Consider the following 22977-nt stretch of genomic DNA (forward strand, 5'->3'; position numbering starts at 1 on the left):
CTCGCGAGCCGGCCGCGCGACGCAGGTCGCGCCACACCACGGACAGGAGAGCCCCACATGCTGCGCAAACTTGGACTACTCGTCTTCGCGACCCTGATGGGCTGTGCCTCCGCGCGACCGCAGGGAGGACGCGACTGGGTCGTGCTGGGCGAGCGGCAGGTCAGCGACCGCGTGGATCACGATGTGATCCCCGTCTCCGGGGCCCGCGGTGACTTTCGCCGCATCAAGCTCACGGTGCAACGCGCCTCGGTCGACTTTCACCGGGTCGTCGTGCACTTCGGCAATGGCGGAGACCAGACGGTGAACCTGCGGAACACCATCCCTGCTGGCGGCGAGAGCCGCGTCATCGACCTCGAGGGGGGCGACCGGGTGATTCGCAGCATCGAGTTCTGGTACGACGCCAACACCATGCGCGGGCGACACGCGCAGGTGCGCGTTTTCGGCCGACGATAGCACGAAAGAGCGCGCGCGGCCGCGCCGGCGGCCGCGCGTGCCTTAGCGGGCGGTCCCCCGCACCTTCTTGATCGCCGCCACCGCGTTCCACCGCACGCGCACCCCCTTGGCCAGCTCCTCGAGCACCGAAGCGCCTCACGTGCCTCCGGCCCGATGGCGCCAAAGGCATCGGCCACGGCGCGCTGCACGTGCGGATGTTGCGGCTGCGCCTTGCCCGCCGCCATCAGCGCGCCAAAGACGCGCGTCGCGCGCCTCCCCTGCGCCCCGATGGCCCACGCGCTCGCCATGCGCACGCCGTCGTCGGCATCGGTGAGTCGGGCGGCCAGGGCATCGAGCGCCATGTCGCTCACTGGACCGGCGTCGCGCAAGGCGAGCGCCGCCAGCCCGCGCACCACGTGATCCGCATCGGTGAGCGCGGTCGTGAGCTCCGGTACCGCCGGCTGCGCCGCCGTGCCGAGTTGGGTGAGGGCCCACGCCGCCGCGATGCGCTCGTCGGACGATGACGAAGACAGTCCACGGCGAAGCACCGCCAGCTGCACCGCACCTGCCGCTCGGCGGCTCCCGATCGCCCGCAGGCGGTCGGCGACGTTGTCCGCACGCGTGGAGTCGGCGGAACGGTCGCCGCGCTCCCCCGCGACGCGCTGCAGCACCAGGGCATCGAGCCCGAGGAAGAAGTTGGTCGACGCCGCGTTCTTTCCCGTACAGATGAACGACACGGTGTGCCGCCCCTTCGACAGGCGCGGCCACCCGATCACGCGATCCTCGCCGACAAACAGTTCGGTGTAGTAGCCGTCGATCGAGAACCCCGTCCCCATGTTGGCGCCCGGTTCATGCTCCAACTCCGTCCCGCTCCCGGGAACCTTGCCGTCAATGAGCACGGAGTACGTCCCGTAGTCGGGCGCCCCCGCCACCTGCGCGATCAGCTCGTAGCGCCCGTCCTCCGCCACATCGAATGGCACGTCGAGCCGTGCGCCCACTCCCTCGCCCTCGAACAGGAGGATGTCCTTCCCCCAGAAGACCTCCTTCTGCACCGAGACCTTCCCACGCGTCCCCACCGTTTCGGCCGCGCGCTGCTCCACCTCGAGATGCACCGCATTCCCGTGCGGAAGGCGCGCCGCGCCGTACGGCGGCTCGGGCTGTGCCGGCGCCACCCCCTGCTGGTACCAGAAGGCCACGGTGCTGAACAGGTCCTCGCGTTCCTCGAAGGCGCTGCGCACGCTGCCATCGTTGTTGTACGTCCATCCCGCGTGCTCGATGTCGAACTTGAGCTCGCGCGTGAAGGGGATGGGATCGCCGACGTGCCAGCGATACGCAGTCATGCGCGAGCCGAGGTCGGTGCCGTCGGCCACCGTCACGCCGAAGTTAGGGCCGTCACCCACGCGCAACGACCAGGCATCGTTGAAGTAGTCCTCGGTCCCCGTCCCCTCGATGTTGGCCGTCTTCTTTCCATCGATGTAGAAGAAGTCGTCCCCCTCGCCAAACCACCCGGGCTGGTTCTGCACCACGCTCAGCACCGTCCCCACGTAGTGCCCGCGCCCCTTGGTATGCAGGACCTCATAGGGCGCGCCGAGCCGCGTCGGCAACGCCTGGCGATAGCGCGCGTGGAAGTACGGCGTGTTGGCCGGGAGCGCCCGGTACTTCGACCAGTCCACTTGGTAATAGAGGTTGCTCACCCGCCGGCGCCCCTCGTTGGTGATCGTCACCCGGGCCGAACGCTGGAACGGCATCGGCCAGTACGAGTTGCGCGAACGCCCGGCCGAGCTGTTCCGAACGAGCAGCGAGTTGAGGGGGCGCTCCATCCCGTGCCCCACGCCAAAGAAGTCGCCCAGCGGGGCGTCCACACTGGGCACGCTGCTGCCATCGTAGTAGATGCGCAGCCGCAAGAGGCGCGGCCACGCGTACTCGCTGGCGGCAACGGTGATCCACATGTGCGTAATGACCCCGGGCCCCTTGAGGTCGGCGAGGACGACCGTTTCACCGGGGAGCGGACGCTTGCTGTCGTCGTTGCTGGCCAGGTCCGCATTGTTGCTGGACGAGCGAAACGCCTCGAAGTCGCGCGGCTGCGTGAGGCGATACGGATCGAGCGCCGGCGGAAGCTGGGCGCCCAGCCGAACCGACAGTGCGACGCTCGCGACCCCCGCGATCAGGAGCACCGCGCGCGTCGCCAGCGCGCGGCGCGGCCGAAACGGCATGTTCCACGTGCGCCGTACAAGCGGCGTGCACCTCGTGAGCGGCGTCAACAGCGTGAGCGGCATGGGCGGCGGCTCCGGAATGAGTCGTTAGGCCTGCGGCGGCCACCAAACTTCCCACTCTCGCTGCGCCGCGGCTAGGGGATGCCCCCAACACCGATTGCCAGCGCCCCGTCGCGCCGGTACATTCGCGCCGACCTCACCCTCCCCCGACATGCGGTCACGCCCCGTGGCGCGTTGCCTGGCGCTCCTCTGCTTCGCGTCGATCGCCCCGGTCGCACGGGGCGACGCCCAGCCACTCCCCGTGGCCCCCACCCGGGCCGGCGCCGCCTGGGTCGAGCGGACCCTGCGCGGGATGCCGCTGGAGCGAAAGGTCGCCCAGCTCGTCGTGGCCGAGATGCAGGGGGGGTACGTGAGCAGCGGCGACCCGCGCGTGCAGGGGTGGACATCGCTCGCCCGCGACCACGGCATCGGCAGCTTCGTCTTCTACGGGGGGACGCCGCGCGACGCGGCCGCGCTGTTCAATCGGCTGCAACGCGTCGCGCAGGTCCCGCTCCTCATCACTGGCGACTGCGAGGGGGGACCCGGGCAGCAGGTCTCCGGGGCGACGGAGTTCCCCCGCCAACATGGCCTTTGCCGCCGTCGGCGACGACTCGCTGGTGTATCGCGCCACGTCGGTCGCCGCGCGCGAAGGGCGGGCGATGGGGATTCACCTCACCTACTCGCCGGCCGTCGACATCGCCTGGCGCCCGGAGAACCCGGCCGAAGGGGTGCGCTCCTTTGGCGGTGATCTCGACCTGCTGGGGCGCATGGTGCGCGCCTACGTGCGCGGCTACCACGACAACGGCATGCTCTCGGGTGCCAAGCACTTCCCGGGACGCGGCGACGTGGAGCGCATGCCGGGACGTCCGGACTTCACCTGGAATCCCAAAGCGGCGAATGCGGTGGCCGCGCAGGACTTCGCGGCCTTCCGGCACGCCATCAGCGCCGGCGTCGACTACGTGATGACCGAACACGTCGCCGTCCCTTCGGTCACCGGCGGCTCCGATCTCCCCGCCTCCGTCGAACGCAAGCTCGCGACGGACTGGCTGCGCGACTCACTCGGCTTCAAGGGCATGCTGACGACGGACGACCTGTGGTACGATCACGTCGTCGCGCGCTTTGGCGCCGAAGAAGTCGCCGTACGTGCCTTCGAGGCCGGGCACGACCTCATCCTCAAGCCCAAGGACCCGGTGCGTACGATCGCGGCGATGGTCGCCGCCGTGCGCAATGGACGCATCAGCGAAAAGCGGATCGACGGCGCGGTGCGCCGCCTGCTCACGCTCAAGGCCCGCCTCAACCTGCAGCAGGTGCGGCTGGTCGACGAGTCGAGCCTGGCCGATCGCGTCGGCACCGTGGCCCACTGGAAGCTGGCGCAGGAGGTGGCCGATCGGTCGCTCACGATGCTCAAGAACGATGGCGTCCTCCCGCTCGCCCGCGCGTCCATTCCCAAGCTGGTGAACATCAGCGTACAAAAGCTCGACAACGACCCGGCCCCGGCGACGCTCGCGCAACGACTCGCCGTCACCTTCCCGGGTTCGAAGAGCTTCACCCTCACCGCCCGCATGGATTCGGCCGCCTACGCCGAGGTGTGGAACGCGACGCGCGACGCCGAGCTGGTCGTGCTGTCGCTCTTTGTCGCGCGCGACCGATTGGGTGATGCCACACCGATCCGCGAGAAGGACCTCGCCTTCCTGCAACGCGTGATCGCCGCCAAGCCGCGCGCCGTCGTGGCAATGACGTACGGCAATCCGCACCACCTGCGAAAGCTCCCTGCCGTGTCTGCCTACTTGATCGGTTATGGCGAGCGCGGGTGGTTCGGCAACCAGGAGATCTACTTCTCGTCGTTCATCCGCGCGGTGAAGGGCGAACTCAACCCCAAGGGGCGCTTGCCGGTGAAGGTCAGCGACGCGTATCCCATCGGCAGCGGCCTGTCGTATCCGCAACCATGACCGACCGCGACATCATCCTCGTCGCCAGCGGCGACTCGCGACTCTCCGCCAACCAGGTGTGCTGGCCTGCGCAGGCCGAACTCGAGGCCACGGTCACCGCCACCTTCGCCGCACTCGGACAACGCGTCGTGCGCGGGCACCCGATAGACGCCGCCAAGGGACACGGCTTCATCGACGGTCAGGCGCACGGCATCGAGGTCTTTCGTTCGATCGATCCCGCCGCGCCGCTCGTGGTGGCCGAGGCGGTGTGGCAGTACAGCAGCCATGTGCTGGCGGGGCTCACTCGGCATCGCGGGCCAATCCTCACCCTCGCCAATTGGAGCGGGCAGTGGCCGGGGCTCGTGGGGCTGCTCAACCTCAACGGTTCACTCACCAAGGCCGGGATCCCCTACTCCACCATCTGGAGCGAGGACTTCTCCGACGACTTCGCCCGCGGCTTCATTGCCGAGTGGATGACGCACGGTCGTGCGATCCACAACACCTCGCACGCACGCGCCCTTCGCGACGACACCTTCGCCCGCGCCTTCGACGAGGATCGTGAGGTGGGGGCCGAGGCCGGCGCCCGCCTTCGCGACGAGCAGGCCATACTCGGCGTCTTCGACGAAGGGTGTATGGGGATGTACAACGCGATCATCCCCGACCACCTCATGCACGCCATGGGGCTGTTCAAGGAACGCCTGAGCCAGAGCGCCCTGTACGCGGCGATGCAGCGCGTCCCCGAGGCCGTCGCCCGCCGGCACTACGAGTGGCTGCTGGCGCGCGGGATGCGCTTTGCGTTAGGCACGGACGAGGCGACGGCCCTTACCGAACGGCAGGTGCTCGAGGGACTGCAAATGTACGATGCCGCCGTGCGGCTGGCCCACGACTTTGGCTGTTCGGCAATCGGCATCCAGTACCAGCAGGGGCTCAAGGACACCTGCGTCGCGTCGGACCTGGCCGAAGGGCTCCTCAACAACCCCGATCGGCCGCCGGTGCTGGACAGCAACGGAAGCGAGATCCTCGCCGGACGCGCGGTCACGCACTTCAATGAAGTGGATGAGTGCGCGGGCGTCGACGGACTCCTCACCGACCTCACCTGGCGGTCGCTCGACATCGATCCGTCCAACACCCTGCACGACGTGCGATGGGGGGCACCGGTGCGTGACAGCGGCGTCGACGAGTTTGTCTGGGTCTTCGAGATCTCCGGGGCGGCGCCAGCGTCGCACTTCATTGGCGGCTATGCGAGGGCGACCGGCGAACGACAGCCCCCGATGTACTTCCCCAAGGGGGGCTCCACGCTCAAGGGAGTCAGCCGACCGGGCGAAATCGTCTGGAGCCGCATCTACGTGCAAGGCGACGCGCTGCACATGGACATCGGGCGCGGCGGCGTGGTCCGCCTCTCCGAAGGGGAAACACAACGGCGCTGGGCGGCGACCACGTCGCAGTGGCCCATCATGCACGCGATCCTCTACGGCGTCACGCGCGACCAGTTGATGGCCAAGCATCAGGCCAACCACATCCAGGTGGCGTACGCGCCGAGCGCCGAACTCGCGCTGCGCGCCCTGGTGCGCAAGGCAAGCATGGCACAGGCGATGGGAATGCGCGTGAACATCTGCGGCGACGTGCACGATGCGCTCGACCACCATCAGCCACCGGAGCTTCACCGCTGAGCGACGCCGTCACGCCTCCCGATGCCACCAGCGCCGCACCAGCCAGTGTCCGGCCGCAGGCGCCGCTCGTCGAGGCCCGCGGCATCGGGATCGGCTTTCCCGGGGTGCGCGCCGTGTCGCGCGTCGACTTCGACGTGCGCGCCGGTGAGGTACACGCCCTCGTCGGCGAGAACGGCGCCGGCAAGTCGACGCTTGGCAAGCTGCTTACCGGGGCGCTGCAGGGTGACGAGGGAGAGATCGCGGTCCACGGCGTGGTGCAACGCTTCCCCTCCCCGCGCGAGGCGCTCGCCGCCGGGATCGCCATCATCCCGCAGGAGTTGCAGCTGGTGTCGTCGCTCGACGTGGCGGAGAACATCTCGCTGGGACGCGAGTCAGGCGACGGTTTCGTCGATCGCATCAGCGCGCGGACGATCGCCCGCCGTCACCTCGACGCCGTCGGCGCCCCCCACATCGCGGCTGACACGCTCGTGCGCGACCTGTCGCCCGGCGACCGGCAACTCGTGGCCATTGCCCGTGCCCTCGCGTGGGAAGCACGCTGCCTGATCATGGACGAGCCCACCGCCTCGCTCGGCGCCGGCGAGGAAGCGCGCCTGGAGCAGGTCGTCCGCACCCTGGTTGCCGGCGGGACCGGGGTGGTGTATGTCTCGCACAAGCTCGACGAGGTGTTGCGGCTGGCGGATCGCGTCACGGTCATGCGCGACGGGCAGCGGGTCGTCACCCGCGAGGCGCGGGGACTCTCCGCGCACGATCTCGTGCGACTCATGGTGGGGCGCGACCTTCCGCCGAGTGACCTCCCACGCGTTCCGGCGACGGCGCGGGAGGTACTGCGCATCGAGGGACTGTCGGTCGAACGGGCGGCCGCGGGCGGTGAAGGGAGCGGCGGCGCGCGACTCCAGGACGTCTCCCTGCGCCTGCGCGCCGGCGAGGTCGTGGGGCTCGCCGGCCTCGTGGGCGCCGGCCGCACCGATCTCCTGCTGTCGCTCGTTGGGGCACACGGAGGCGAGGTACGCGGGCGGCTGTGGCTCGACGGGCGCGAGTACGCACCGCGCACCCCCACGCACGCCCGCGACGAAGGACTCGTCCTGCTCCCCGAGGAGCGGAAGAGCGCGGGGATATTTCCGCAGCTCCGCGTCGACCACAACATCACCATGTCGTCGCTCGAACGCGTGAGTCGCTGGGGCTGGATCGATCGCGCGCACGAGACCGGGGAAGCCGCAGGGCTGATGAAGCGCACGGGCGTGCGCGCCGCGTCGGCGTCCGTCGCCATCAGCACGCTGAGCGGCGGCAACCAGCAAAAGGCGCTGCTCGCGCGTTGCCTCTTTTCGTCGCCCAAGGTCCTCCTGCTCGACGAACCGACGCGTGGCATCGACCTCGCGGCGCGCAGCGATGTGTACCGCGAGCTGCACGCGCTCGCCGCCGAGGGGTTCGGCGTGCTGCTGGCCTCGTCGGACATGTCCGAGGTGCTCACGCAGTGCCATCGCATCCTCGTCTTTCGCGCCGGGCGCATCGTCGCCGAGTTCGATCGAGAGCACGCAACCGAGGAGCTGGTGCTCGCTGCGGCGGCGGGTGCGGGCTCCCCTGGCGAACACGCATCGGACGCCACCATCGCAGCGAAGGGCGCCTCGCCGCCAACTGCGAACGACACGTACTCGTCAGGCGGCAGCGGACCGCCACCCGCAATGTCGGCGAGGGCGTCGCAACTGCTCGCCCGGTATCGCGGCGCGCTGGGGCTCATCGCCGTCCTCATCCTGTCGATCGTCTTTTCTCCCACCCGAGGCGGGCGACCGGTCTTCCTCGACATCGGCAACCTCACCGACATCCTGCGGCAGGTGGCCGAGAAGGGGATTCTCGCCGTGGGGATGACGGCGGTCGTCATCGCCGGTGGCATCGACCTTTCGGTCGGGTCGATCCTGGCGTTCGGGGCGACGCTCAGCGCCTGGCTGCTGATGAAGCAGGGCCTCGGGCTGCTGCCGACCGCCATCATCGTGCTCGGCGCCGGCGCGTTGTGGGGGTGGGTGAACGGCATCGTCGTGGCACGCTGGAAGCTCCCCGCGTTCATCGCCACGCTCGCCACGATGAGCGCCGCTCGCGGTGCGGCGCGCTATCTCAGCGGCGGGACTGCGATTCCCCTTGGCTTTGGCGACGGAGGGGCGCCGGAGTCGGTGCGCGCGCTCGCGGCGCCGTTGCTCCCGTATGTCCCTGCCCCGGCGCTCGTCTTCGGGATCGCCGTCGTGCTCCTGCACCTGTTTCTCGCGCGCACGCGCGGCGGGCGATACCTCTACGCCATCGGCGACAACGTGGCGGCGGCGCGGCTCTCCGGCGTGCGGGTGTCGTGGCACACCACGTCGGTGTACGTCATCTCCGGGCTCCTGGCCGGGATGGCCGGGCTGGTGCACTGCGCGCAGCTCGAGCAGGGGAACCCTAACGACGGCGTCGCCTATGAACTCGACGCGATCGCCGCCGTCGTGATCGGTGGCACGTCGCTGAGCGGCGGGACGGGCAGTGTGGCCGGCACCCTCATCGGGATCCTGACGATCGGGGTCATCAACAACAGCATGGGGCTCAACAACGTCGATGCGAACCTCCAGCTCATCCTCAAGGGCGTCATCATCCTCGCGGCGGTCTGGCTACAGCGGCGCCGTGCGACGTAGCCTGGCGCTGGTCGCCGCGGCGTTCCTCATGTCCGCCTGCGGCAAGGAACAGGGAACCCGGAAGCTGATCGGCTTCTCGCAGGCCAACCTCGGCGAACCGTGGCGCGTGGCCATGAACGCCGAGGTGGCCGAGGCGGCCAAGGGGCATCCGGAGCTCGAGTTTGTCTATGCCGATGCGCAGCAGGACAACGCCAAGCAGGTGGCCGACGTCGAGAACTTCCTGCGGCAGAAGATCGACCTCCTGATCATATCACCTAACGAAGCGAAGCCGCTCACGCCCATCGTGAAGCGTGCCTTCGAGAGCGGGATCCCGGTCGTCGTACTCGATCGCGAGATCGAAGGAGAGACCTACACGACGTTCATCGGCGCCAACAATCGCGACATCGGCAAGGCGGCCGGCGAGTACGTCGCGACGCTGCTGGGCGGCACGGGCGCGGTCGTGGAGATCAAGGGGCTTCCCGGTTCCACTCCGGCGCGCGACCGCAGTGAAGGGTTCCGTGAAGCGATTGCCGGCTTTCCCGGCATCAGGATCGTCCACGACCCGGTCGCCAACTGGCTGCGCGAAGAGGCGATGACACAGATGGAGTCGGCGCTGTCGGCGCACCCGACCATCGACCTGGTCTACGCACACAACGACCCGATGGCGATGGGGGCGTATCTTGCCGCCAAGGCGAAGGGGCGCGACTCGGCGATGAAGTTCATCGGCATCGACGGGCTCCCCGGCCTGGACGGCGGTCGTCAGGCGGTGCAGGATGGCAAGCTCGCCGCCACCTTCGTCTATCCCACCGGTGGCCGGGAAGCAGTCGACATCGCCGTGCGCATTCTCAAGGGCGAGCAGGTCCCGCACCGGATCACGCTCGGAACAGAACGGATCACGAAGTAGCGAAACGGGGGCCCGCGCAGCATCGCCCCGGGGTGATCGTCCCGACGTTCAGCGATCGCGTGAAACCTCCGCCGGGGAGCCACGTATGGTTGAAATAACCATATCGCCTCCCCACCGATGCCTCCAGATCCGCGCGCCTTTCTCCCCCTCAAGCCCGTCGACCTGCAGCTCCTCCTCGCGCTCGGCGAGCAGGAGCTGCACGGCTATGGTCTGGTGCAGGCCATCGCCGATCGCACCGACGGTCTCGTGTCGCTCGATCCGGGGAACCTGTATCGCGTCATCAAGCGAATGCTCGCCGACGGGCTCGTGGCCGAGTCGACCGCCCGACCGGTGCCGGAGCTTGGCGAGGAACGTCGCCGCTACTATCGCATCACGCCGCTCGGGGGGCGCGTGGCCGGGCAGGAGGTCCGCCGGCTGCAAGCGTTGGTGAACCTGCCGTCGGTGCGCGCGCTTGCGGCGCAGTACGCCCCGTGAGCGAGCGCGTCTTCGGATTGCTGCTGTACTGCTTTCCGCCGGGCTTCCGGCGGCGCTTTGGCACGGAGATGCGCGCGCTCTTTCGCGACCAGCTGCGCGATGCGCGCACGGGTCGCGCCCCCGTCCCCGTCGTTCGATTCTGGTTTCACCTGGCCCCGTCGCTCGTGGGTGCCGTGCTGCTCGAGTGGCGCGATGTCGTGCTCGAGCGCCTCGTCTCGTCACCGATCGCCCCCCCTCCCTTCATTCCCCGAGAGCGCATGTTGCACTCCTTGACCAGCGACGTCCGGCTGGCGATTCGGATGCTGCGCAAGAACCCCGTCTTCACCCTCATCGCCGTCCTGGTCATCGCGATCGGGAGCGGGGCGGTGACGACGATCTTCAGCGCCATGAACGCCATCGTCCTGCGCCCGCTCCCGGGGACGCACGGGACCGAGCGGCTCGTCGACATCGAACGTCGCTCGGCCGACTACAGCGAAGGGACGACGGCGTCGTACGACTACTTCACGCAGTTGCGCGAGCGTACGCGCACGCTGGATGGCATCGCCGCGTGGACCAAGGTGTCGCTCACGCTGGCCGACCGGGGGCAGGGGAACGCGGTGTACGGCAACATGGTCAGCGGGAACTACTTCTCGCTGCTGGGCGTGCGGCCAGCGCTGGGACGATTCTTCGCGCCTGACGAGGACCGCACGCCGCTGACCCATCCGGTGGTGGTCGTGTCGCAAGGCTTCTGGCAATCGGCGCTGGGGAGCGACAGCGGCGCCATCGGGCGCGCCGTCACGGTCAACGGCAATCCGTACACGCTCATCGGCGTCGCCCCGGCCGGCTTTCGCGGTGTCTTCTCTCCGCTCAGGGTCGACGCGTGGGTCCCGCTGATGATGCAACAGCAGCTGCGCTCGACGCACGACCTGGAGGACGCGGCGTGGCTGCGGACCTTTGGACGGCTTGCCCCGGGCACCTCCGTGGACCAGGCGCGGCAGGAACTCACGGCGCTCACGGTGGCGTACATCGCCGATCGCGGCGAACGCGGGGGCAATCGCGATTACAACACCATCCGGCTCTCGGCGCTCACCGGACTTCCCGCGGACGCGCGTGAGGGCTTCCTCGGCTTCATGCAGCTCCTGCTCGGCGCGGCCGCACTCGTGCTCCTCATCGCCAGCGTCAACGTCGCCTCGATGTTGTCGGCGCGGGCCATCGCCCGGCAGCGGGAAATGGCGGTGCGCGTGGCACTGGGGGCGGGGCGCGCACGACTCGTCAGGCAGCTGCTCACCGAGACGATGATGCTCTTCACGCTGGGAGCCATCGGCGGGATGGGAGTCGCGACCATGGCGACGGCGGCGCTCGAGCAGGTGCCGATTCCGACCGATGCCGCCATCGTGCTCGAGCTGTCGCCCGATCCGCGTGTCCTCGCGTTCGCCCTGGCCATCTCGCTGGCGACGGGACTCATCTTCGGACTGTCACCGGCGCTGCAGGCGTCGCGAAAGGATGTGACCGCCCAGCTGCGCGAGGGCTCGACCGGCAGCGGGACGCGTCGGCGCCTGATGAGCCACGCGCTCATCGTCGGGCAGCTCGCCATGTCGCTGGTACTCCTGGTGGGAGCGGGGCTCTTCCTGCGCGCGCTGCAGGGCGGTCAGAAGGTCAATCCCGGCTTCCAGATCGCGGGGGTGGCATCGGTGGCGTTCAATACGGAGGCCTTCGGTTATGACGCGGTTCGCGGACGAGCATTCTACGAGGCGCTGCGCGAGTCGGTACGCAGCATACCTGGCGTCGAGGCCGTCTCGTTCACCGACCGTCTCCCGCTGGCGCTCAGCAGCAGCGGCGCCACGATCGACGTCGACGACGCCGTGAACGGCGCCGTCGATCGCGAGGGCAAGGTTTCCGTGCAGCTTTCGCAGGTCGACGCCGGCTTCTTTGACGTGTTGCAGCTCCCGATCCGCAGCGGTCGCGCCATTTCCTCCACCGACAACGCCGAGTCACCTCGGGTTGCGGTCATCAATGAGACCATGGCACGCCGTCTGTGGCCGCTGGGCACAGCCATCGGCCGAAGCTTCCGCTTCGGGCCGGAACGCGTGACCGTGGTGGGCGTGGCGCAGGACGCCAAGTACGACCACCTCGCGGAAGCGACGCCGTCGTTCGTGTACTTCGCCAGCGCCCAGAACTGGCGGCCGGATCAGTGGCTCGTCGTACGATCTGCCGGCGATGCGGGCGCACTCGCGGCGGCGATCGAGCGCGCGGTGCGCGCCATCGATCCACTGCTCCCGCGTCCCGTGGTGATGACCCTCACGCAGACCACGAGCATCTCGCTGCTGCCTCAGCGTGTGGCGGCGCTCGTGACCGGCGTGCTGGGCGCCGTGGGGTTGCTGCTGGCGACCGTCGGTCTTTACGGGCTGATCGCCTACTCGGCCAACCGCCGCACGCGCGAGATCGGAATTCGCGTCGCACTGGGCGCCACGCGCTCCGATGTGCTCGCGCTGGTGGTGCGCGAAGGCATGTGGCTGGCGGGGCTGGGCGTGGTGATCGGTGTCGTGCTGGCGGGCGCGGCGTCGCAACTGCTACGGAGCCTCCTGTTCGACACGAGCCCGCTCGACGTGCCGACGTACGCGGTGATGTCGCTGCTCTTCATCGCCGTGGCGATGCTGGCGAGCTACCTTCCCGCACGCCGCGCCGCGTCGGCCAACCCGGCCACGGCGTTACGCTCGGACTGAACCCCGTCCCCTTCCCCTGCACTGTGCACCTGCTCGCGATCTCCGGGAGCCTTCGGGCGCGGTCGTCCAATCGCGAGCTGCTGCGTGCCGTTACCCTGCTCGCACCACCGGACACCGTCGTCGACTTCTTCGAGGGGCTCAACTCCCTTCCGCACTTCAATCCGGACGATGACGGCATCGGTGCCGTGCTGCCGCCGAGCGTGGTGTCGCTACGGCAGGCGATCGCGCAGTGCGACGCGCTCCTGATCTCCAGCCCCGAGTACGCGCACGGCGTCCCCGGTTCGTTGAAGAACGCGCTCGACTGGCTGGTGAGCGGGGCGGAGATGGTCGACAAACCGACCGCGCTGCTGACGGCCTCGACCCATTCGCGCTTCGTGCACGCGGCGCTGGCCGAGACGCTGCGGACGATGTCGACGCTGATCACGCCGGCCACCACGCGGGTCGTTCCGCTCGATGGGCGACGTTTGCAGGCCGAGGCGATCGCTGCCGATCCCGAGCTGTCGACGGTGCTTCGCGAAACGCTCTCGGCGCTTGGGGCACTGGTGGCCGGAGCGCCGCGCCGGGAATCGTGAGCGGCGGTCGATCGTCCTTGAGGGTAGCCCGCTCGACGCGCCTCATCCGGTGTGCCTCTCGCATTCCTGGGAGCGCCGGCCCCAACCGCCGTACCGTCTCCCATGCACAAGTTGATTGCGCTCATCACGACCACGGTCGGCAGCGCGGCCGGTTGGTGGATCGGTGCGCACATCGGGATCATGACGGCCTTTGTCGTGAGCATGGTCGGTTTCGGCGCAGGGCTCTGGGGGGCGCGGCGTTTCATGGAGCATCTGGGGATGTAGGGCGAGGCGCACCCTGACGACGGCCTTCGCATCCGCGCGTGCTCCGGCTCGGCGCCACGGCGATCGCCGAATCCGCGCCCTTGCGACGCCCTATAACTTTCGCGCATGAATTGGGGCCGCCTCACCGTCCAACTGACGCTCGCCGCGCTTCGTCGCCCGGCGCTCGCCGTCGACCTCCTCCGCGTCGCGTGGCGGTTCCGGGCGAACGGCTGGTACGCGCGCTTCCCGTTTCTCCCGCTCCCGTCGCGCAAGTACGTGCGGTGGCGCATGCACACGGCGTACGGCGACCCCGAGATCACACCGCCGGCGGAGGACATCATCCGCTACGCCCGATGGGTCGGAAAGCAGGGGTAAAGGCGTCCGCGCGCGGCGCCAGCGACGCGGCGGCTCCCCGCGTCGCGCCCGACCCGCGCGCCACGCCCGCCCCTGCCCCGACGCGCGAGCAGCGCCTCGAGCGGCAGGCGTATGCGTTAGGCTTCGACCTCGTGGGCTTCGTCCGCCTCGGGCCGGCAGAGACCGCCGCGCACTTCGACGACTGGATCGCGAACGGGCGCCACGCCGACATGCAGTACATGGCGCGCGACGCCGAACTCCGACACGACACCCGGCGCCCGCATCCTGGTGCCGTGAGCGCGATCGTGGTGACCATGGACTACGGCGGACGCCAGCCGCGAGGCCCCGTCGCTCGTTATGCACGCGGCGACGACTACCACGACGTGATGAAGGAACGGCTGCAGGCGTTGCACGCCTGGCTTTCCGCCGACGTGGGGGCGGCGATCGACGGACGTGCCTACGTGGACACGGCGCCCATCCTCGAGCGCGACCTCGCCCGCCGCGCCGGGCTGGGGTGGTTCGGGAAGAACACGAATCTCATCAACCCCACCCGCGGGTCGTACTTCTTCATCGGGTCGCTCTTCGTGGCGATGGAACTGGTGGCCAGCACGCCGTTCGAGGGCGACAAGTGTGGCGGCTGCACGCGCTGCCTCAAGGCGTGCCCGACCGGCGCGTTCGTGGCGCCGAAGGTCCTGGATGCCACGCAGTGCATCTCCTACCTCACGATCGAGAATCGCGCGGCCATCCCCGAGCCGCTGCGCGAGCGTGTGGGGGAGTGGCTCTACGGCTGTGACATCTGCCAGGACGTGTGTCCGTACAACCGTAAATTCTCACTGCCGTTGACGGAACTCAGATTTGCCCCCCGTCCCGTGGTGGACGGCATGGATGCAAGATCGCTCGCGAGGCGCCTGCTGGGGATGTCGGTCGCAGAATACACAGAGTCATTCAGGGGCTCGCCCATGAAGCGCGCCAAGTTCTCCGGCTTGCGACGCAACGCGGCCGTCGTCTTGGGCAACGTTGGTTTGGTGGACGACGCGCCCGCGCTCATTGCCGCACTACGCGACGAGTCATCACTGGTGCGCGGCCATGCAGCGTGGGCACTGGGGCGACTCGGATCCTCGCTCGCAGCGACCGCACTGCGCGAGCGATTGGTCGACGAGCCCGACCCCGATGTTCGCGACGAGATATCGTCCGCCCTCCGCGCACGCGACGAGCTCCCTGATTCGATTTCGAAGTAGCGTGGAGCGTGTGGCGCGGTGCGCAACGTGACAACCGCTGTCTTGAAGTTGGCCCGACGTTTCTCCGGGATCCGCTCGACGACGACGATCACGTCGAGCGCCCAATAGTCAAACAGTGCGGCGCGATCCTCGGGCGAGCATCGATCCCACACTTGCCCGATGTTTCGCGTCTCGTGAATGATCCCGGACAATCGCTGCCACGCATCTTCGTGGGAATGCGCAAAGCGCTCCGCCTCTCGCACGGCGCCTTCTGCTGTCGCAACCTGGCGTTTGGCGGCCTTCAATTCTGTGATGAGTGCGTCGTCATCGGAGGGATCCCCCGTACCCTCCGCCAGCCTAGACACCGTTCGTGCAAGCGACTTGTACTTTCGCTCGCTCTCAGACAAGCGCGCGCGTGCCTGCTCGATCAGAAGCTCCGCCTCTTTGCGCCGCTCATCGCGGTTGTGGAGGAGATCGCGCACATCGCTCTCGAAACTCTCGCTCGCGCGTTCGCGAACGATCAGGTCCTTGATACGGGTCTCGATCTCGCCGGCATCGACGCTCCAAACGCTGCAGCCAGCCGCGTGCATCCTCTCGTAAAGCTCGGGCTGTGCACGACGCTTAGGATTCGCGTGCGTATAGCAGCGCTTGCTGCCCTGCTCGGCCTTGTTGCGCCCCCCGTTGTATTCCAAGCCGCAGTGCGCGCAGACGGGAGCCAGAGGATAGGATTCGCGCTTTCGGCGGTGTCGGCCGCCACCATTGACGGTGCGCGAGGAGAGTTTGCCAGCCACGTGCTCGAAGAGATCCACATCGACCATTGGCGACCAGTGTGCGGGTACTTCGTGACGCGCGCGCTCACCTCGGCCATCCGCCATGTATTGCACCCGCCCGATTAGCGCGCGATTGGTCAGCAGCTTCTTGATGGCGCTATGCCCCAGCCGCCCACCGCGGAGCCCCAGGTGCCCTTCATCGAAGAGCTCACGGCCGACGGCCTCGAGCGATGCACCGGCAACGATTCGCCGCGCGGCTCGAGTCCACAATTCAAGGACGAGAGGGTCCGGCACTAGCGAAACCCCACCGCCGCCCGCGGTCGCCAGTTCGCCCTTCTCCAGGAGGCGCCCAGTGCGCGTGTCGAGTCGTTTCGTTCCCCACGGGGCGCCACCATGCGTCCACCACCCAGCCTTGGCATGCTCGCGCACACCGCGGCGAACGTCGCGAGACAGTTTTTGTGAGTACGCCGGAGAGTTGTAGGCTTCGACTGCGATCATCATCGAGTCGATGAGCACATTTCCCGTTCGTTCGCGCGACACGAAATGCAGCCGCCAGCCCAAAGACTCGAAGGTGTTGAATGCCGTCTGAAACGCGATCAGGTCGGGCTCCCCGTCCGCATCAAGCACACGAGCAAAGCGGCTCGGGTCGTACAGTTCGATGCGAGCACCGACCGATTTAGGTGCCGGGTTCTGCCGACAGAAGTCAAGCAGGTCCTGATACGCCGGCCGGTTGAACGACGTGCCGGACGCGTTGTCACGCCAGTACCAGACGGGATCCACGACGCCCCACCTCTGGTCCATGGCTTCGATCTGCTGCGCGTGCGAAGCGACCTGGCGTTCAGTCGACTCCGTGCTCTTGCGCACGTAGCGCACGCGCCACGACATGCCCCCCGCCGCGGCCACGCGTTCCGTCCACCTACGAAATTCCGGCAGCATTCGTATGCTCCTCCAAAAGATGGGTCGCGACAATCTCCACACACCGACGCTGCCGCGCACGTTCCCCACTGATATCCTCCAACCGGGCCGCGATCCTCGCTGAACTCGCCGCCCGCACGGCTGGGCTGATTAGCCCAGCTATGCGAGACGGCAGCGCACGAGTCGCGGCCTCGATGGTCTCGATTGGTGGATGTGGGAGCGGAGCCACAGCGGTCCGAGGGGAGATTCCGACGTTCCTCAACGCTCGGAGACGGCCCATGAACTTGGCGGCACCCCCGAGGTAGCCCGAATTCGTTCGGGTACTTCCAGAGTGTAGGGGGACGCCACATACGAGCCATTGTCGCGCCAGTCTTTAGCCGCGACTCACTGTCTCTCATGACGATCTTTCGCCCGCCGGAAATCGCCTATCGGCACGCGTCGACAACGACAGAGCGCCCCGGGGTCAGGTCGACTCCGAGGCGCTCCACGGCCCGTTTGAGGGGGTGCTTGGGCTATGCTAACTGTCCGTTCCCGGCGCCCCAGGGAGCCGTAGCGCGCGCCGGTCATGATCCCGGGACACCACAAGCGCGAGAACCTCCTGCACCATCTCAGCGCTCAACCCGAAGGCCTCGGGGCGCGACAGCAGCAGCGACCCGGCAACGATGGCGGCGTGGGTTCGGCGACGTCGTTCCCGCTGTCGCTCCCGTGCTTCGATGTGATGCTGCTGGGCGCGGAGCTGTTCGATGCGTTGGACGATTCGGTCAATCTTCATTGCTCGGCTCCCAGCTCGGATGCTCGCATCGCCGCGATGGCGATCAGCGATGTAACCAGATGGCGAGCGACCTGTTCAATGCGCCCCTCGCCGTGGATCCGCGGAATCCAACGTTGGTCGTCGAAATGCCACGTAGCTTTGGCGTAGTAGCCGGGCTGGGTGAGCCGGGTCACCGCCGTGCCATGAGGGGAGATGTGCGGCGGACTCGCGTCGTACGAAATGCCATGTATTCCGAGCTCGGCGATCAACGGCCAGTCTCGTCGAGCCAGCGCAACGTTCGCGACTACGATCTCGAAGACGTCTCGCATTCCGCAGTCGTCTGCGAGCTGCGCAGCCGCGCGTAGCATGTGCGCTTGAACATCCGCACTGACCTCGTCGTGACACAGTGACCGGAGCCCCTGCGACGGGAGGCCAAGCTCCGACAGAACGTCGTCGAGTGATTCGTACACCATCACGTCGCGATGCAGAGCAGCATAGTACGCGTCGCGAAGCTCATATGCGTTGGACTGTCCGCTATTTGACATTGTCATTCCTCGGCGAAGGTGAGTCCGCGAGTGCGGCCATGGCGATTGCATCTTTGTCGCGGCGAGCCGCAGCCATGAGCACCGTCGAGAGATCGGAGATGCGACCGAGTCTGCTTGCTGCCGCGACGATTAGCGCACCAAGACGCTGCGCTTTCCTTTCAGCGACGAGTGCGGTTTGTTCATCCGCGCTGCTGGCATTGGCGAGTCGTGCGCGTGGCCCGCGCAGTGCGGGGGTTGTCTGCTGGCGTAGGTTCATTCGGGTCCATCGTTCGAGAGGAGATAGGGTTTCGGCCGGAAGGCCAAAGACACGGTCACCGGATCGTCGCGACTTCGGCAAGGGCGGCGTGTTGGCGGGGGTCGCGGGGGCGGGGGCCGGGGCCATACGCTGGTTGTGGATGGGGCTCCCGACGCCGCAGGCGAGGGCACGCTGTTGCAAACCTTCGGTTTGCGCGTGTCGGGGCGATGCCCCGAGCCCCAACCGCGCGCCCGTGTCGATCTATCACTTGTCGTTCAGTTCGATCTCGCGGTCGCAGGGCCGCAGTAGCTGCGCTGCTTCGGCCTATCGGTGGGGGCGGCTTGGCGGCCCCATCACCGATGAACGACTTGGGGTGACGTTTCACTACCCCAAGAAGCGGCACGTCGCTTTTGCGTGCCTCGTCGGCTGGGCCGGGGACAACGCATCGCTCTGGAACAAGGCGGAGGCAACAGAGCGACGTCGCAACAGCGTCGTCGCACGCGAGGTGCAGGTCGCGATCCCGCGCGAACTGGCGCCGGATTCTCAGATCGCACTCGCAGTCGCCTTCGCCACGTTTCTGCGCGAAACGCACGGCGTGGCGGTCGACGTGGCGGTGCACAACCCGCGTGCGCGCGATGGCGAGAGCCAGCCGCATGCGCACCTGTTGATGACCACGCGACGAGTCGCCGACGACGGCAGCTTCGGCGAAAAGACGCGTGAACTCGACTCCCTCAAAACGCGCAGTGCGAGCGTCGAGGTGATTCGGTCATCGTGGGCCGCCATGTGTAACACCGCCCTCGAAGACGCTGGTGTTTCGGAGCGCGTCGATCACCGGTCGTACGCGTGCCAGGGCGTTGACAAGGAGACAGTTCACGTCGACAGAGCAGCGCTTGCTTTGGAGGAAAAGGGCGTCGCTACGGCTGCCGTGGCGGAATCAAATCGAGCGGTCAACCGAAACGCCCGCCGCAAGGCGCGCGTGGTGCCGCCACCGATGGCGACGACCGACGCCATCATGCACAACGAGTCCCGGCAGCCCGTACGTGGAGCTCGTGGCAGGCCGCGTTAGCACTCCGGCCACCATGCATGCACCGCAGCACTACGACGCGGCGCCCACCGCGTCGGATGCGTGAAACAGGGCCTGCATCGCGGCCAGCGTCGTCACCGCCGTCCACCGCGGATCCCGAACCGCCGCCTCCAACGGAGTCCCTAGCAGCACATTCGTCCGCTGGTTCGCGCTGAGCCGAGAGACAAACTCCGCCGCGTCACGCATCACCGCACCCGGCCACTCGGGATACCCAACCAGACCGTGAGCGCGCACTAGCAGCGCGCCCACCTGTCCGCCGCGTTGCATCGCCCGATGGAACGCCACGTTGAACGCTTCATCGCCATCGGCAGCACACGCGATGAACCGAGCCAGTTCACGAAGGAGACGACGCCGGGCGGCCTCCACCTGCCGACCCAGCGCTTCCAGTTCCTCAACGTTCGCCTTTTGGCGCATAGCGAGCACCATCTGCCGCGCGTGATCGCGTGCGACTGCATGCGCCTCGGACCACCTCGCTTCCGAGATCGTCGCGCCAGTCCACATCGCGAGTAGCGCCTCAAGGCGTTCAGCGCGCTCTACGATCTCGTTCCCATCCTCACCGGCCCAGACGGCAACAACTACCCGAAATGAGCCCTCGTCCACAGCGTCGAGCACCAGCGGCACGCGGTCGCCGGACGCGTGCAATGCCTGCCCCAGCGTGCGCACCTCTGCCTGAAGCGCCGAGAGCGGCACCGCGTTCGGATCCGAAGCCAGCTCCGCAGACGACGCGGCCAGCACGCGCTGCCCGCCCCGGGCCTCCACCATCTTGCCGTCCCGCAGCAGGCCGTGCGCCTGCACAAGATCCTCGATCGTCACACCAGGCGGCTTGTCTTTCGGAGGTAGCTGCTGCGCCCCCTGAAACGCCGCGTTGGCCAGCGCGTCCGCTGCGGCGCGGTTCGCTTCGGCCGTGAGCTCTGCGGCACTGAATGGCTTTACGCCGAGCAACATTCGTCGCGCGATCGACAGCACCGGCTGCATCGCCCCCACGTAACTTTGGAACAGGTCACAGCGAAGGCTCAACACCTGGTACACCCGCTCGTCCACGCTATCCGCGAGGACGAGGTTGACGATGCGCAGGTCGGTGGCAAGTTGCCCAATGCGATCGATGCGCCCGATCCGTTGCTCGACACGGGCCGGGTTCCACGGGAGGTCATAGTTGATCAACGCGCCGGCGGTCTGAAGGTTGAGTCCTTCGCTCGCGGCGTCCGAGCAGACCAGCACCCGTATCTTTCGCGCCGACAACCGCTCCGTGATCTCTTGCTTGGTCACGTGCCGCCAACGCCCGTCGTCAAACACCAGGCCCCCGTCGCCTGTGTAGCAGGCCACGCCGGCACCAAGACTCGGGAACAGAGCGTCTCTCAGATACTCTACCGTGTCCGTGAACTCGGAGAACACCAGGCACGCGCGACCATCGTCTGTCGCATGATGCAACGCCCCGACGAACTGTTCGAGCTTCGAATCGGCGCCGCCCAATCCGGTGAGAAGATCAAGCAGTCGCTGCACGTCTCGCAACTCTTGTCGCGCGACAACGGGATCATCCGGTAACGACGACGCGAACCGTGGCGCGGGCGCGCCCCCCATCATTTCGTCAATGTCTTGCTGGTCGGATGTATCCAGCTCGTCGGCAGTATTCGCGGCCGCACCCCGCGCCACGGTCTCAAGGCCCTGCTTGCGACGCTCCAGACTACGACGCAACGCCAACGGTGAACTCGCCGCTCGGCGGCGGTACACGGTCATCACAAAGCCCTTGCCGGGCCGCTCCGCTTCAAGCTCCTGAAAGCGACGTTCCACGTACGACTGGATGCCATCGTATAGCGCGCGCTCGTCCGGGTTGGTAAACTCGTAGCGCACATCCTGGATCTTGCGCGTCGCCGGCGGACGTGCGATCAAGCCGAGCTGGTGATACATCCGCAACGTTTGCCGCGTGTTCCGATGCATCCGTCGTCCGAGAGGCGCACCATCGCGCAACAGTCCCACGAGCTTATGACGACCTTCGCGACCTGCGACAAACAGTTTCGTCGCAAGCTCCGCAGTCGTTACCGGCAGTTGGGGAAAGGCTCCGTCCTCGGTCACCGTCGCCGCGATCGCGCGGCCCCGATCCATCGGCACTGGTACGTCCTGCGCTGCCGCCAGCGATTCGTAGTAGTTGCGCACGACTCCGAAGTCCGACATCCACGGCGCGCCCTCACCAAGCACTGCAAGCAAGTCCCACGGTTCCCACGGATGCGTCTGCATCGGTGTCGCACGGAGCAACAACAGTCCACGCGCTCGACCGCGAAGCTGCAGCTGTCGCAAGAGCTCAAGCAGCAGTGTCGCGGAGTTGAATTCCGTCTCCACTTGACTCGCGCGCCGTGCTGCGTGCGCTTCGTCAAGCGAGCACGAGATCCCATACCGGCGAGGCGAGAACGACACTCGCGTTTTGCTCCAGTCGCGCCATCTCGCGGCTCATCAACAAGAACAACGGCTGCCTCAGCGCCGTAGCCAGATCGAGCGTCTGCTCCTCGTACCCATCGGGCCACACCAGCGTGGACTGCCCTTCGAGCCGCGGCACCAACAACCCGCCTTTCTCACGCAGCTCCTCTTGCCACTGACGCAAGATCCCCGCGGGCACGAGCAGCAGTGCGCGACGCACGCCGCGGCCCGCAAGCAGGCGCCGCAGGATCATGATCGCCTCGACGGTCTTACCCATCCCCACTTCATCGCACAGCAGCCGCCCCGCCGGCCACGCAGACGCGCACTCTTCCACCACGCGCACCTGATGCGGCCAGAGCCACACGCCTGGCGCCATAGCGTCGCTGTTACGACCGCCATCCGGGAACCACGGCGCCTCCAGCGCGAAGCGCCAGCGCATCCACGCTTCGAGCCGCTCACGCCGGCTCATCACCGGTCGTGGTGGTACGATGGGCATGTCCTCGTGCTGCGTGTAGCGAATGAGTCGGTCGCGCACCGCCGCCGGCAGCGAGATCACATCCACCTGCGAGTTGTTGCCAGCCCAGAGCTGGTCGAAGCGTTCGCGAAAGTGTTCGTAGCGCTCCGCGTCTTCCCACGACCGTGTGACTTCCAACTCTTCGTAGTTGGCGATCAGTCCGTTCGCTGACTCGTTGCCGCTGCCGTTGAACACCAGCGCGTCGCCCGCCGTGTCGGTGATGATACCGAACTTTGCGTGAAGAATCCCGCGCCCCGAGCGCATGATACCAACGCGCACCTCCAACAAGCCCGCGCTTCACCAGTAGGCCGAGCAGCGCGAGTCGCTCCTTCTCAATAGCGTCTCGAGGTTCCATGAGGCGAGCAGCAAGCTTCTG

16 protein-coding genes are annotated in these 22977 nt (G+C 67.6%); 10 read left to right on the forward strand and 6 right to left on the reverse strand.

Translation table 11 applies throughout. From position 1 onward, the window contains the following. Positions 1-257: 257 nt before the first annotated feature. On the reverse strand, positions 258-2645 hold the full coding sequence (locus IPN47_15170) for a DUF2961 domain-containing protein (protein MBK9409356.1): 2388 nt from the start codon (positions 2643-2645) through the stop codon (positions 258-260). A 623-nt stretch (positions 2646-3268) separates the two neighbouring features. Here IPN47_15170 and IPN47_15175 point away from each other — a divergent pair. From IPN47_15175 to IPN47_15215, 9 genes are all read left to right on the forward strand, one after another. Further along, positions 3269-4633 (forward strand): hypothetical protein, encoded by a 1365-nt coding sequence (locus IPN47_15175; GenBank protein ID MBK9409357.1) that lies wholly within the window; start codon positions 3269-3271, stop codon positions 4631-4633. Further along, the gene (locus tag IPN47_15180; protein MBK9409358.1) at positions 4630-6282 is read left to right on the forward strand and encodes a fucose isomerase; all 1653 of its coding nucleotides are present in this window, start codon (positions 4630-4632) and stop codon (positions 6280-6282) included. The genes IPN47_15175 and IPN47_15180 overlap by 4 nt, the downstream gene beginning before the upstream one ends. A 113-nt stretch (positions 6283-6395) precedes the next feature. After that, complete coding sequence (locus tag IPN47_15185) at positions 6396-8933, forward strand: ATP-binding cassette domain-containing protein (GenBank protein ID MBK9409359.1); 2538 nt, start codon at positions 6396-6398, stop codon at positions 8931-8933. Next, a complete protein-coding gene (locus IPN47_15190; GenBank protein MBK9409360.1) occupies positions 8923-9816 on the forward strand; it encodes a substrate-binding domain-containing protein in 894 nt (297 codons plus the stop codon). The genes IPN47_15185 and IPN47_15190 overlap by 11 nt, the downstream gene beginning before the upstream one ends. 117 nt (positions 9817-9933) lie before the next feature. Beyond that, a complete protein-coding gene (locus tag IPN47_15195; protein ID MBK9409361.1) occupies positions 9934-10290 on the forward strand; it encodes a helix-turn-helix transcriptional regulator in 357 nt (118 codons plus the stop codon). Next, a complete protein-coding gene (locus IPN47_15200) occupies positions 10287-12992 on the forward strand; it encodes an ABC transporter permease (protein ID MBK9409362.1) in 2706 nt (901 codons plus the stop codon). The genes IPN47_15195 and IPN47_15200 overlap by 4 nt, the downstream gene beginning before the upstream one ends. Positions 12993-13015: 23 nt before the next feature. After that, positions 13016-13564, forward strand: coding sequence for an NAD(P)H-dependent oxidoreductase (locus IPN47_15205; protein MBK9409363.1), 549 nt, complete (start codon positions 13016-13018; stop codon positions 13562-13564). 102 nt (positions 13565-13666) lie between these two features. Next, positions 13667-13828, forward strand: coding sequence for a hypothetical protein (locus IPN47_15210; GenBank protein ID MBK9409364.1), 162 nt, complete (start codon positions 13667-13669; stop codon positions 13826-13828). A gap of 105 nt (positions 13829-13933) precedes the next feature. Further along, on the forward strand, positions 13934-14182 hold the full coding sequence (locus tag IPN47_15215; protein ID MBK9409365.1) for a hypothetical protein: 249 nt from the start codon (positions 13934-13936) through the stop codon (positions 14180-14182). A 760-nt stretch (positions 14183-14942) separates the two neighbouring features. Here IPN47_15215 and IPN47_15220 read toward each other — a convergent pair. From IPN47_15220 to IPN47_15230, 3 genes are all read right to left on the reverse strand, one after another. After that, complete coding sequence (locus IPN47_15220) at positions 14943-17084, reverse strand: recombinase family protein (protein MBK9409366.1); 2142 nt, start codon at positions 17082-17084, stop codon at positions 14943-14945. Positions 17085-17831: 747 nt separating this feature from the next. Beyond that, on the reverse strand, positions 17832-18143 hold the full coding sequence (locus IPN47_15225) for a hypothetical protein (protein ID MBK9409367.1): 312 nt from the start codon (positions 18141-18143) through the stop codon (positions 17832-17834). 205 nt (positions 18144-18348) lie between these two features. Beyond that, positions 18349-18615 carry a hypothetical protein gene (locus tag IPN47_15230; protein ID MBK9409368.1) on the reverse strand — a complete coding sequence of 89 codons (267 nt, stop codon included), beginning with the start codon at positions 18613-18615 and terminating at the stop codon, positions 18349-18351. Positions 18616-18847: 232 nt separating this feature from the next. Here IPN47_15230 and IPN47_15235 point away from each other — a divergent pair, with 232 nt between their 5' ends. Further along, the gene (locus IPN47_15235; protein ID MBK9409369.1) at positions 18848-19660 is read left to right on the forward strand and encodes a MobA/MobL family protein; all 813 of its coding nucleotides are present in this window, start codon (positions 18848-18850) and stop codon (positions 19658-19660) included. A 30-nt stretch (positions 19661-19690) separates the two neighbouring features. On the opposite strand, the gene IPN47_15240 is transcribed toward IPN47_15235, so the two are convergent. Together IPN47_15240 and IPN47_15245 are read right to left on the reverse strand one after the other, a co-directional pair. Next, complete coding sequence (locus IPN47_15240; protein ID MBK9409370.1) at positions 19691-21910, reverse strand: SWF/SNF helicase family protein; 2220 nt, start codon at positions 21908-21910, stop codon at positions 19691-19693. Between the two features lie 133 nt (positions 21911-22043). Then, positions 22044-22865 carry a hypothetical protein gene (locus IPN47_15245; GenBank protein MBK9409371.1) on the reverse strand — a complete coding sequence of 274 codons (822 nt, stop codon included), beginning with the start codon at positions 22863-22865 and terminating at the stop codon, positions 22044-22046. Positions 22866-22977: the final 112 nt, after the last annotated feature.

This window comes from Gemmatimonadota bacterium, from assembly GCA_016719105.1.
Taxonomy (GTDB): Bacteria; Gemmatimonadota; Gemmatimonadetes; order Gemmatimonadales; family Gemmatimonadaceae; genus SCN-70-22.

What these genes read in the sequence shown, in the direction of transcription:
- IPN47_15180 (MBK9409358.1), top strand. Translation starts at nt 4,630, where the DNA reads ATGACCGACCGCGACATCATCCTCGTCGCCAGCGGCGACTCGCGACTC.
- IPN47_15245 (MBK9409371.1), bottom strand. Translation starts at nt 22,865, where the DNA reads ATGCGCTCGGGGCGCGGGATTCTTCACGCAAAGTTCGGTATCATCACC.
- IPN47_15225 (MBK9409367.1), bottom strand. Translation starts at nt 18,143, where the DNA reads ATGCGAGACGTCTTCGAGATCGTAGTCGCGAACGTTGCGCTGGCTCGA.
- IPN47_15195 (MBK9409361.1), top strand. Translation starts at nt 9,934, where the DNA reads ATGCCTCCAGATCCGCGCGCCTTTCTCCCCCTCAAGCCCGTCGACCTG.
- IPN47_15175 (MBK9409357.1), top strand. Translation starts at nt 3,269, where the DNA reads ATGGCCTTTGCCGCCGTCGGCGACGACTCGCTGGTGTATCGCGCCACG.
- IPN47_15210 (MBK9409364.1), top strand. Translation starts at nt 13,667, where the DNA reads ATGCACAAGTTGATTGCGCTCATCACGACCACGGTCGGCAGCGCGGCC.
- IPN47_15230 (MBK9409368.1), bottom strand. Translation starts at nt 18,615, where the DNA reads ATGAACCTACGCCAGCAGACAACCCCCGCACTGCGCGGGCCACGCGCA.
- IPN47_15170 (MBK9409356.1), bottom strand. Translation starts at nt 2,645, where the DNA reads ATGCCGTTTCGGCCGCGCCGCGCGCTGGCGACGCGCGCGGTGCTCCTG.
- IPN47_15240 (MBK9409370.1), bottom strand. Translation starts at nt 21,910, where the DNA reads ATGCAGACGCATCCGTGGGAACCGTGGGACTTGCTTGCAGTGCTTGGT.
- IPN47_15215 (MBK9409365.1), top strand. Translation starts at nt 13,934, where the DNA reads ATGAATTGGGGCCGCCTCACCGTCCAACTGACGCTCGCCGCGCTTCGT.
- IPN47_15220 (MBK9409366.1), bottom strand. Translation starts at nt 17,084, where the DNA reads ATGCTGCCGGAATTTCGTAGGTGGACGGAACGCGTGGCCGCGGCGGGG.